This is a genomic window from Sphingobium chlorophenolicum, assembly GCF_000722875.1.
Classification (GTDB): domain Bacteria; phylum Pseudomonadota; class Alphaproteobacteria; order Sphingomonadales; family Sphingomonadaceae; genus Sphingobium; species Sphingobium chlorophenolicum.
The window spans coordinates 110,352-121,635 of sequence record NZ_JFHR01000011.1; the positions used below are offsets into that span (position 1 = coordinate 110,352).

General features: G+C 59.2%; 10 protein-coding genes and 1 pseudogene. 2 read left to right on the forward strand and 9 right to left on the reverse strand.

Annotated features, from left to right (window positions below; translation table 11 throughout):
- Position 1: 1 nt before the first annotated feature.
- The 8 genes from BV95_RS07085 to BV95_RS07120 all read right to left on the reverse strand — a co-directional run bounded on the left by BV95_RS07085 (position 2) and on the right by BV95_RS07120 (position 9,773).
- Complete coding sequence (locus tag BV95_RS07085; RefSeq protein ID WP_037449253.1) at positions 2–649, reverse strand: ABC transporter ATP-binding protein; 648 nt, start codon at positions 647–649, stop codon at positions 2–4.
- Complete coding sequence (locus tag BV95_RS07090) at positions 646–1,452, reverse strand: ABC transporter permease (protein WP_234703110.1); 807 nt, start codon at positions 1,450–1,452, stop codon at positions 646–648. Before BV95_RS07090 ends, BV95_RS07085 begins: the two co-directional genes overlap by 4 nt.
- The gene (locus BV95_RS07095; RefSeq protein WP_234703111.1) at positions 1,449–2,447 is read right to left on the reverse strand and encodes a KpsE/RkpR family capsule polysaccharide export protein; all 999 of its coding nucleotides are present in this window, start codon (positions 2,445–2,447) and stop codon (positions 1,449–1,451) included. The genes BV95_RS07090 and BV95_RS07095 overlap by 4 nt, the downstream gene beginning before the upstream one ends.
- An 887-nt stretch (positions 2,448–3,334) precedes the next feature.
- The gene (locus tag BV95_RS07100) at positions 3,335–3,883 is read right to left on the reverse strand and encodes a hypothetical protein (RefSeq protein ID WP_037449258.1); all 549 of its coding nucleotides are present in this window, start codon (positions 3,881–3,883) and stop codon (positions 3,335–3,337) included.
- Positions 3,884–3,956: 73 nt separating this feature from the next.
- Positions 3,957–4,814, reverse strand: a complete 858-nt coding sequence (locus tag BV95_RS07105) for a 3'-5' exonuclease family protein (protein ID WP_037449261.1) — start codon at positions 4,812–4,814, stop codon at positions 3,957–3,959.
- A gap of 154 nt (positions 4,815–4,968) precedes the next feature.
- Entirely contained in the window at positions 4,969–5,706 is a 738-nt protein-coding gene (locus BV95_RS07110; protein ID WP_234703112.1) for a hypothetical protein, read from the reverse strand.
- A complete protein-coding gene (locus BV95_RS07115; protein ID WP_037449267.1) occupies positions 5,675–6,325 on the reverse strand; it encodes a hypothetical protein in 651 nt (216 codons plus the stop codon). Before BV95_RS07115 ends, BV95_RS07110 begins: the two co-directional genes overlap by 32 nt.
- Positions 6,326–6,572: 247 nt before the next feature.
- A complete protein-coding gene (locus BV95_RS07120) occupies positions 6,573–9,773 on the reverse strand; it encodes a MobA/MobL family protein (RefSeq protein ID WP_037449270.1) in 3,201 nt (1,066 codons plus the stop codon).
- A 544-nt stretch (positions 9,774–10,317) separates the two neighbouring features.
- Between BV95_RS07120 and BV95_RS23470 the strand changes: the two genes are divergently transcribed.
- Together BV95_RS23470 and BV95_RS07130 are read left to right on the forward strand one after the other, a co-directional pair.
- Complete coding sequence (locus BV95_RS23470; RefSeq protein ID WP_156028607.1) at positions 10,318–10,539, forward strand: hypothetical protein; 222 nt, start codon at positions 10,318–10,320, stop codon at positions 10,537–10,539.
- A 51-nt stretch (positions 10,540–10,590) separates the two neighbouring features.
- Positions 10,591–11,145, forward strand: coding sequence for a DNA-binding protein (locus BV95_RS07130; RefSeq protein WP_081873302.1), 555 nt, complete (start codon positions 10,591–10,593; stop codon positions 11,143–11,145).
- Here BV95_RS07130 and BV95_RS07135 read toward each other — a convergent pair.
- Positions 11,142–11,284, reverse strand: a pseudogene (locus BV95_RS07135) (IS5/IS1182 family transposase); the annotation flags it as partial. The gene BV95_RS07130 and the pseudogene BV95_RS07135 sit on opposite strands and share 4 nt — an antisense overlap.

The following is an 11,284-nucleotide window of genomic DNA, read 5'->3' on the forward strand; positions in this document are numbered from 1 at the left end:
ATTACGACTTGCTGTAAATTCGGAGGACTTCATCGATGTTCTCGCCAGTTCGGATTTGTCCATCTTGAAGCAAAACAATTTTTTGGCAATGTTTCTTCAAATAATTCACATCGTGAGACACAATGATCATTGCTCGATCTTTGCGTTTTTGAAACAATTCCAGTTCGCATTTAGCAGTAAAGCGGCTGTCGCCAACTGATACGACTTCGTCGATAAGGAAGCAGTCGAATTCTATGACCATTGAAAGGGCGAATGCCAACCGGGCGCGCATGCCAGAAGAATAGGTTCGAACCGGTTCCCTAAGAAACGGCCCTAGTTCAGCGAAATCATCGACGAAATCGACCTTATCCTTTGGATCGACGCCATAGACGCGGCATATAAAGCGGAGGTTGTCGAGGCCGGTGAGCGTTCCCTGAAAGGCGCCGCCAAATGCCAATGGCCAGGATACCGACATTTTCCGCGTGACCTGGCCTTGATCAGGGCGTTCCGCCCCGCTGATCAGCCGAATCATTGTAGATTTCCCCGCGCCGTTCCGACCGAGGATGCCGAGCTTCTCGCCGATGGAAACGCTGAGATTTACGCCCTTGAGTACCTGATGATGCCCGCCATGGATCGGGTACCGCTTCCACACATCGACCATTTCCATCATGCTGGTATCACCCGGTTTGAAACTTTACGGGCTTCTACCAGCGCCACGAAGGTCAGGACGGCATTGACGCTCGCCATATATCCTAAATCATGATGGGTCCGTATTGCTGAACCGAAATAGCCCTCTCGGAGATATTCTACGCCGTGGACCATCGGCAAATAGAGCAGTATTTCTTGGAATTTGGTAGGCAACGCATCAACCAAGAACCCTGCGCCTGAAAGCGGAAATATCAGGTAGGCTGTAGGATGCCAGATGCGATCCACCAGTTCGTTGTCGTATGCTAGACTTCCGACAAAAATGGCTAGAGCGGCCCCAAACCAGAAAATCATCATCCATCCGCCGGCGACTTTCAGCAGATCCTCAGGGGGTGCAATCCAGCCGATGGTGATGAAGAAGATCGACAAAAATATAAAGGATATCGTTGCGCCCATTCCTTCGAGGAGAACGCGCGCCAAATATAAGTCGAACACCTTAACGTGGCGATGGTACAGAAGGGTCTGATTGGGTTCAATCGCGTTGACGCAACGTGCAGGCATGTTGCGCCAAAGCAGCACAGTCGAATAGCCAGTCAGCGCAAAGGCAACGATCGGAAGCGACGAGCCATGCGTCGCCTTCATCGCTGACCATAGGGCGGTCACTCCCAATGTGAAAACCATAGGCTCGACGAACAACCATAAGAACCCTATGTTGTGCCTGCCATAACGGGTTAATATCTCTCGTAAGAGGAGCGCTCCCAGTACTCGGCGCTGTACTGCCCATGCACGCCCTGCGTCACGCAGACTATCGGCAAGAGTGCTGATCACTCTTTATGCTCCATTAGGCCAGCAAGCAGCATACGGGCGATGCCCCAAGCGACCAGTCCAAGAATGAAGGTGGTAAGAATGCCGCGCAGCCGACGGGGTTCCTCCGGGTAATCGGGGAGGTTCGGTTGAACGATGCGTTCTACATAGGCCTGCTGACGGCGCGCTTCATTCCGGGCCTGTTCGAGCGCCGCCATAGAAGCAGCGAGTTGTTTATCCGCAAATTGGCTCTCCAAGATCAGTCTCTGGTACTGGGCGGAATTTGTCGCTAGCGAGTTGCGGCCGCCAGCGAGCGCTGCCAATTGGGCTTGAATTTCTCCCGAAAGACCATCCGTCTTTTGCTGCAGAATAGGTATCTTGGGATTTTGGGGAGTCAGGTTCTGCAATAGCCTAAGTTCAGATTGGCTTGAGATTAGTTCGTCCTGAAGTTTGGAAATCATTTGCAATTGCGCAGAGGCTTGCGCTTCTGGGTCGAGAATTTGCTTTTGATTGCGATATTGTGAAAGTGAAAGAGCGGACTTCCGCGCATAATCTTTCGCAGAATCATATTCCGATTCAGAGTAACGAACTAGATCCTGTCGCCCTCGGACGTTTAATTTATTTACAGTGTCCTCCGCCATGGATAACAGCTGGGCATTGAACGTCTGCGCATCTTTGGGATTGTAGGCCTTCGTCTTCAATATGGCTACTGAGGTCGAGGAATTTTGTTCAAGGTCTACTTTTCCCAGATAATATTGGTATAGGTCTTCAAATGACTTTGCGAAGCCGAAGGGATTGAACCGGTTGAAGATCGAAATATTATCTCGTTGAAAGGCTTGGCTAAAGGCGTGGTTTTTCTCGAGGGCTCTGAGCGCGTCGCGGGATAAAACGGCTTCGCGGCTAATAGCCATTTCGTCGCCAGCATTCGAGAAGCCTAGCCCCTTGAAGAGTACCCCTAAACCCGTCTGCGCAGGTTTGTCTGGACTGCGAACCACGAAACGCGATTCGGAGATGTACACATCCGATGCTAGGAAACCGAAATATACTACTGATACAGCTGTGGGTATTACGATAAAAATCAGTGCAAATATATCTGCCCTGCGAACAAGCTTTCGGAAGTTACTTACCATCGTTAAACCCTATTTTGCTGCAGACAATGCAGTCAGGCGCCTCCGATAGCGGTTCCGGCGTCGGTGAACAAGACTGGCGGCAATCGTTATGGGTTTGTCCGCAGTTCGCCCGTTTTCCAAGGTGAGGAGCCTTATTCATTGTTGTGGCAGGACAATCTGAGAACCATGTTGCTGCGGCCAACACGCCATCCTCGAATAGGCGCAGATCGTACTCCGGCCAAGCGGATCGCGCATTGGTTGCTCGATATCCAGATCACAGGGGCCGCCATTTTGTGCCGATCAGTTGGTTCTGAATTTAGCCAGATGTATAGATCTTTCAGTGGTCTGTCCGCTTGTAGGCCGGGCTTCTGTCATAGATGGGGGAGCCGGGTATGTGGTCAGCCGATCCTGGTGCGCTCCGCAAGCTTATGCTTGGTACCAGGAAGTGTGAACATCAGAGAATGATGAAACCCAGATTGTGATTAATAACGCGGGAGGCTTTTAAACTATGATCTCCTTTTCCATGCTGGAAGCATCATGAGGTCAACAGGAGAAAGGAAAAAAAGAAAGAAACAGGAGGCACAGTTCCTGTGTCCCGAATGCATCTTTCGGGCAAAAAAGCGCAAATTCGCTTTGCGCTTTAACGGTTCGGTAAGAACCGAGCATTACTCGATTTAACGAAGCCCTTCTTTTTTTCTTTCTCCATTGCTCTTCCTGACCGCCGCTTTTGAAGTTGTCTGCGCCGACACATGGCCGGCGCAGGACGAGCTCGAAGCGTTTGTTCGCTTCTCGGGCGCTCAGGCGAACATCCTCACGATGGTCGCATCGCCCTGATCCGGCATCGCGTTCGCGAAGGACGAGCCAACCGGAAGCAGGTGGGCCGTCGGCAGCGGCCCCTCTGCCGTGGACAGCGTTGTTTCGCGCCAGCGACGGGCGGCGCGCTCGACGCCAGCCTTGATCTTACTGCGCGACGGAAGCGGCTTTGCAATGAGCACATGGCGCGAGCCGACCGCCCAACGATGCTGCGACGTCAGCAGTTCGATCGATGCTTCTTCGCTGGCAGCGTATAGCTGCACGCGCAGGTGCCAATCTACGTACAGGGTTTGGCGCAGGGCGAGCGAAACGCTGATCGGTTCAAGGGAGTCGGCGCCGAAGTTCACATGAACGACGTCGTTGCCGCTTTCCTGCACCATTTGGCAGATCCAGTTTGCGCCTTCAACGTCGCGTTCGCCTCCCGAGCAGAAGGCGATGGTGTGCGCGGTCGGCGCGAACTGCGGGTAGCCCATCAGGCCGCGAAGGGCGAAAGTGGCGGCGTTGATCATGATTTGGGTGTGGTGGATAGTCATCGCACATTCCTTCCTGGGACAGCGGCCCATTTCTTCATTTTCCGTCGTTCTTGGGACGCAATTCTCTTCTCTTTCAGATGGCTGGTGCGAGCGCGCCGATGCGCGCGGTTTCGGCCGCGAAGGCGGTGCGCAGAGCTTCGTCGCGGTAGGCGAGCCAGTCCCTATGATAGGGACGGTGCGCGCAATTTTCGGCGATAAAGGCCGCGAGCCGCATTTTCGCTTCGAGCGCCGACGCGCCTTCGCCCGCCATGTCGCGCCAGAGCATGAGGATCATGGCCGTGGTTAATACGTCGCCTTCGGCGACCGCGCGGACCGACGACCATTTACCATGCTCCATCAGCCGCGACACGAGGTCGGCGCGGCAGACCGTCTTGACCGGAATGGACAACCGCGCGGCCACTTCGGCGAGATGGACGGGACCGGCTCCCGCGCAAACCTCGCTCATCAGGTCGCGATGGCCGGATTCGTGCCGTCGCCATGGGGAGAGCAGGCCCTTCAGGGCGTCAGGCACGCGCAGACCTGACGTCATGGCAGACATCAGCATGCGCGGCAGATCGGCATGGAAGCCGCCCCAGGTGACGAGTTCGACCGCGCCGAGCTGCTGCATATCGTTAAAGAACGCCGTTAAGATCGCGGCTTCATCCTGCTCCGGCAGACCCCGGCTTTCGAGGCGAAGGGGACGCAGGCCATCCCCCGCATCGGACAGCACCAGCCAGGAGAGGGTGACGAGGCGAAGGAACGGCCAGCGCGGCGTCACGCGCGGGTCGTTCGATGCGTCTGCCGGTTTGGCTGTGTGGCGATCGTCTGGTGCGAAGCGCTCGGTCGCCTGGTAGCGTGCATGGGAGGCAGTATCAAAGGTAAATTCGCCATCCAGGACGACGATGAAACGGGGCGAGGCAGCCTTGAAGACACGGGCGGGGTCGATATGCATGGGATATTCTCCAAAAAAGATGGGGCTGTTGGGGTGCCGACATGATCAGCGAGAGCTGAAGCTCAGCCATGGACGCGCGGAAAGGCGGGGATGGAAGATCCCCGGCACGATGCGGCGCATGGTGCCGGGGGCATTGAAAATCGTCGGTTTGCGATCAGCCGTTGTCCGAAATCGGCATGGTCGCGCGCCATTCCTCCAGCGCGCGCACCGCCTGCGTCGCGATGGGGTCCAAATCGAAGTCGGAAAATTGCCTCGCCCAGGCGAGCCAGCCAGCGATGGCTTCCTGTTTCAGTTGCGGGACGGCGATGTCGGCATCCGGCAGCAGCGACAAGGGCACCGTCGAGTGGCAATCCGCGACCTGCACACCAGCGTCGCAAATGCAGGGAACCGGCAGCGCGCGGGCCTGGCGCAGATACCATGTGTCGGCTGTGGGCAGTTCCCGCCAGCGCCCGGCGGTATCGCCTGCTGCCGCCAACAAGTCAGCATGCCGCTCCGGATCCGCGAGCGCGCCCAGTCGGCGCGCTACGGGCCACCACCTATCCCAGCTAATGATCGCCGCCTGCTCGATGATCCGATCATCCAGCCAGTCCAGCAGATCGATGGCCGTATCGCCCGGTTGAAGATAAGTGGCGTCGGCTTCGATGCTGAAGCCACCGACGTCATCTGGCTGGACCAGCAGCAGGCCGATGCCAGCGATAATCCGGGAATCCGGGCGGTGGAGCATGCCGAAGCAGCATCCTGCGGTCCGCAAGCTGATAGCGATGCTATGGGGCGCGAAGCCACGATCCTGGATCGAGAGATCGATCAGTTCCATGGAAATATCCTTCGATAGGGACGCGCCCGCAGGCGCGGCGGGCGTGTCAGCCAGCGATGGGAGAGAGATTGCGCTCATGCGCGCGTGTGGAGGCGCGATCGGTGTCGCGCAGCCACTGCACCAGATGCCGATGGAGGATGGTCGCCAGTTCACGGCCGAGGCCGCTCTTGCGTTCGATCGCGGCGACCGTCATCCGCCATGTCGCGATCGCGTCGATCTCGGCATCCACCGCGATCTGGTCGATGTCGCCCTTGACCCAGGCGACGAAGCGCTCGGCCGGATCGGTCGATGCGCAGGCGATGTGGGCCTGAGCGCAGGCTTTATGAAGAGAGATGAAGCGCCTTCTTTCTTCGACCTGAAGGCGGATGATGGGCTGGTTACCACCACCTGCCAGGCTGCGGAAGCCGGAGGAATAGACGACGTCCGGCAACTGGCTGAGCAATTCGACGACGCGGCCCGGCTCATACATCGACAGGGTAGCCTGATCGTCGCTGAGGCGATCATCGATCCATCCGAGAAACTCCTGCGCGGGTTGGTTGGGTCGCAGGATGAAGGAGGACAGGTCGAAGCTGACCTGTCCGGCCACGACTGTCACGGTCAGCGCGGCAGCGCCGACCGCAATGTCGCCACGGGCGGTCGGATGACCGGCATTGATGGTGACGGGCGTAAATGCGGTGATGGTATGGGAGGGGAGCATGGTCGTCTCCGATAGGCGCACGACCGCACACCGCCCTGGGGACAGTGTGGTGACGATGCGCAGGGCTGGGATACCGGCTGAGCCGGTGAGTGAGTGAAGGCTGGAAGCAGCGCAGGCTTACGCCCGTTCTATTTTCCTTCTTCCAAAACCTTCGACTTCACTGCTGTTCAGCACACCCGCCAGCGGCGCCTTTTCCATGCTGCCGACAGGCTTGTAGCACCGATTTCGTGACGCCGATGCGGGCGTATCAGCGCCCTAGCGAACCCCTCTGCGCAAGCGGTATTTGGCGCTGGAGATGCAGGCGCCGCTGTTCTTCGGGTGACCGGGCTGCCGGGGCAGGCTGTTCCACAGCGACGGGCGGTGCCACCGAGTCAGCCCTCTTCGCCTCGGCCACGACCTTTGCAGGTGCGTGGCGTTCATGATGGGCCGACGCCTGTTGCCGAAGATCATTCAGCCTGTCCGCATTGAGCAGATTGAGGAACGACCGTGCCGCGGCGTCCGCCATCAGCCTGGCGGCCGCCTTGTCGCGCTCTTGCGCACAGGTCGGGTCCTTTTCTGCCGCCGCGCATGCCATCAGCCAGGCGGCAACCAGTTCCGCTTTGTCGTTCCTTGGACGCTCAACCGATGGGGTATTCGGCGGCTGCTTTGGCGGCGAGGGAGGTTCAACCGTGGCCGGTTCCGCCGCTTTCGCGGGGGAGCTGGCAGGCGTTATGCCGACCGGCTCGCTCTTGGATTGGACAGTCTCGACCGGAGGTGATGTGGGAGCTGGAACTGCTAAGTTGTTCTTGGGAAGTGCGGCTGCAGGCGTGGAAGTGACGGCAGGCGCAGACGGCACGGGCGTCGAAGGGACGGACGCGCGGAGCTTTGCCTGCGTGCGATATATGCCCGCCAGGCGTCTCTGTGCCGTTGGCGACTGAAGATCGGCTGGAGCGATACCAAGGCGGGCAGCCTCAGCCTCGCTGATCCGCAATTGTTCGCCCTTTGTCAGTATGGGCATGCCGCGCTTCGAAATTTTGTCGATCACCCGGTGCACATTGGGCGAAGCCGTCAGCTGAGCGGGTGCCTGGGCAGCGCGGCCCTTTGTCTGAGCAGCGCGCAGGCGATTCTGCACGGCTGGATCGATGCTATAGCGGCGCAACCCATCCTGCATGGCGGGATCGCGATGGGCCAACGCCCACTCGTCCTCGGATCCTGACGGGATCGTCAATATGCCCGGCGCCGCCTCGACCGCTTCCACGATCCTGGCGATGAGTCTGTTCTGCCGGTCGCGGATGCGATCAAGCCGGTTCAACTGCTCGACCGAAGCGGTGGCCAGCATCATGCGGTCCAGTTCGTCGAGCTTGAATGGCTCGACACGGCCGTCACGCCGGACCAGGCGGCGGCGGTGCCCGTCGATACGACCGAGCCAGCCATCAACCTCCGCGCTGCGTGCTTGCGCGGTCGGCGCGCGGCGCTGTTCGGCTGGATCAGGCGTGAGCGGCACGTCAGCCGGAACATGCGGCATGATGGCGGGAACACTCTGTCCAACACCTGACGCTTCATCCAGGCGCGCTGTCGCCCGCGGAGTGGGAAGAATCTTTGCCGACGCCCTGGACCGAACCACTCCTGCCTGCAGGACATCCATATCGAATTGGGCCTGCTCGCGCGCAATCTGCGCGCTGACATAGAGGTCGAGAGCGAAGCTGGTTTCCGCCGCGAACTCGCGCTCGAGATCCTGAAGATGGAGTTCGGCGTCACGACCGCGCTGGGTGAGCGCCAGATAGCGCGGATGCTGCGCAGGGTCTTTGCCTGCTGCTCTCCGCTTGGCGGCAAAGTCAGCGGCATGCCCCGCCATGTCGCGGGCGGTGCGCTCCGCGTTGCTGCGCGCCATGGGATGCAGGATGTTCAGCAGGACGTCGCTGGTGCGCGCCGCGGCACGACCCGTCTCCAGCTGCTTTTCCAATTCCGCGACTTCCTTGAGCGCCTTGTCGTCTTCGGCAGCCATGGCGCGGAGCGCCGCCACCCGGTCGGCGTCATCCTTGTCCTGCTGATCATGAAGTTGCAGCAGCTGGCGCAGTTTCCACCGCCAGCCCTTCTCCGCATTGCCCAGTTCCTTCTTCGGCGCCGCGCCGCAGGCAGCGAGAAACGCTGCCTTTGATCCAAGATGGATCTGCGGTTCAGCTTCGATGCCCATCTCGGCGAAGGTTCGCGGGTCGTAGCGTCGCCGGGATTTGACCATGGCGAGTTCGACATTCACGGCATCCGCGAAGAGCTTGCGCATATGGCTCGGCCATTCGCGGCGCCCCACCGCCTTGTCCTTGGGCTGGCGATGGGGATATGTTTCCCTGGCATTGCGCGATGCCGATTTATGCTGGGCCGCGATGGTGAAATCCCACTCGCCACCGATCAACTCGCACGGGCGATCATAGAAGAGCAGGTGGAAATGCCAGTTGCGGTCATGGTTGGCCGCCGTGGGCGCATGTAGGGCGAGGTAGTAGCGCAGCTTTCGCTTATCGAGTTCCGCTGCCAGAGTAGCCAACACGCGCTCGCATCCCGCCGGTCCCAGTTCGTGGGGAAGTTCGCCGGTGATGCGCCGCTGCACGATACCGCCTCGGCCTTCACGTACATGGATGGCTGCGCCAACCTTCTTCTTCTTGAGCCAGGCCGCTACGCCCTCGATGTCGGCCTCGATCTGGAAGGGATGGGTTCTGGTGACGGTATTACCCGACTGTCGGACCCGATAGCGTTCGGGATCAGCGACTATCGCTTCGATTGCGCCCTTCAGTCCTGCCGGGATGGCGTCGTCATCCGCCAGCGGCAACAGGGCCTCGGCGTCGAATGATTTGGCAAGACAGATGCCATCGGGATGGCCTTCGCGCTCATGCTTCACCACCTGGGCGAAGAAGGTGGCGGCATCGCCGGGTATGTTGTTCAGAATGACGGGCCTGCTGCTTTCGTCGATCGCGAGCGCCATGTTGCGCTCCACATAACCGATATGGGCAACCGCTTCATGGGGTGCCGCGCTCGACTGAGCTGTATCCGCCGTTGAAGCCACAGCTTCGTCTCGGCCGACATAGCCGACATGGCCAACCGGATTGGCCTGTTTGCCATCATTGGTGTGGCAGGTGCCGCCCACGCCTTTGGTCACTCTCGTCAGTTCGAAATGGAAGGACTGGCGGCCATCGGCTGTGGTGGGACGCCCCTGCGGCGCGCGTGGCAAGTGGAAGCGCGCCGGCGCCAATTCCATGGGCCGCCTTTCGCGCTTGACCGATGCGATCGCACGGTCCGCTTCTTGAACGAACCGACGGCGCTTGAGCTTGAGGACATTGGTCTCCCGGCCAGTGATGTCGTCGTCCGATCGGGCAGTTGCGCGATCGCGATATTTGCGGATCGCCGCTCGGGCGAGTTCAGCCTGCTTGGCTGTGAGAGCGGCTGAAGGCTCGAAGTCGAAGGCGAGTTGTTGCGGCATGAACAATAGTGTCCATGATCAAGATCATTGAAGCAACGGCTAAATGATGATAGCCGTAAGTCCAGTTTGTAGGATGAACTGGAAAATCTTACAAACGGCGATAGCCGCCGCTGACGTGAGGAAGCGACTAATCGTGAAACGACCACTCGCCAGAGTTCCCCTCTAACTGCTGACTGCATCAGCGTTAGAGGTATTGCGCAACTTTTAGAGCATGGGGACTGGTTCCCATTTGTGGTCAGTAGAAGTTCTTGTTTCAGGACTTATCTGGGAAAGCCGTTTTGCGGCTTGGGCCGGGTTCGTGCGCGAGTCTGCGGACGGCGTGCGGTGTCTGCTGTGCGGCTATTTTCCATGCTGGGTACATGAAAACCGCCAAGTGGAAGGCAGGCACGGACTTTTCATTGGTGGAAGCGCGCGCCAAATTTCGTCGCGACAGCAGATAAAATGCGTGCGCCTCTGGCGGGAATTGTCGCGCCATCCTATCAGGGAATGGGTGACCCAGAGCGAGCATCCCGATCCACCGCATGAAGAGGCAGCTGTCGGCCGGATGACCGCATCCGTGCTTCGGATCATTGGCATATTGCTGGCGTCGATCGCCCGGATGCGATCGCCCTGGCTCTGGCTGTTGGTCGAGTGGCTGGATTGGGCGGTCCGTCAGGTCGTCGAATTTCTCAGGGCGATGGCAGATCAGGTCTCGCTCTCCGACCCGTCGGCATGGCGTGAGCGGCGGATGCTGACCGCGCCGCCGCAGCGCTGGGCAGCGCCATAGATACTGCTGCTGGCCAATCAGGCTGCATCGGTCAGCGGCAGTCACTGCCGCATGTTTGGAATCCTGCCCCAGCCGCCGCTGTATCATCCGTACAAAGCGTATGATCCGTACAACGATACAGACCGTACAGCGGGCGGGGCACAATGCTCGGAATATCGTAAAATGAAGAAGCTGTTTCAGGAAGATGTCGATCCCGTCTGCGATGAGCTTCGCGCCTCGGGCATGCCGATGAAGTCGATCAACGGATCGCTCGTCTGGACTAAGTTGGGCAGCGTGGGTTCGCGCAGCACCGCCTATGAAATGGTGCGTGACTGGAAGGAAAGGCGCGCGGACAGGTCGGTGGTGCAGCCGCTGGTCTTTTCCGAGGCTGGGCGCAGGGATCTGATCGCTGCGGTGGAGCGCATTGCCAGCGGGGAGCTGGATGTCGAGCGTCAGGCGACCGCCACCGAAAACGCTGCCCTGAGCGATGAGGTCGAAGCGTTGCGGCAGGAGCGCGACGATCTGGTCAAGGCGCTCGGCGAACTTGAAAGTCTCAGCGTCAGCCAGACCGAGGTGATCGGCGCGCTGGGTGTGGAAGTTGATGAACTAAGGCGTGTGGACATTTAGCGCATAGCGATCTTCAGGGCCGCAAGGTTGATCATGGCGCGGTAGCTCTGATCAGTTTTCTCGTATCGGGTAGCGATGCGCCGGAATGTTTTGAGGCTACAGAAGAAGTTCTCGACGAGGTGCCTCCAGCGATAGGCAT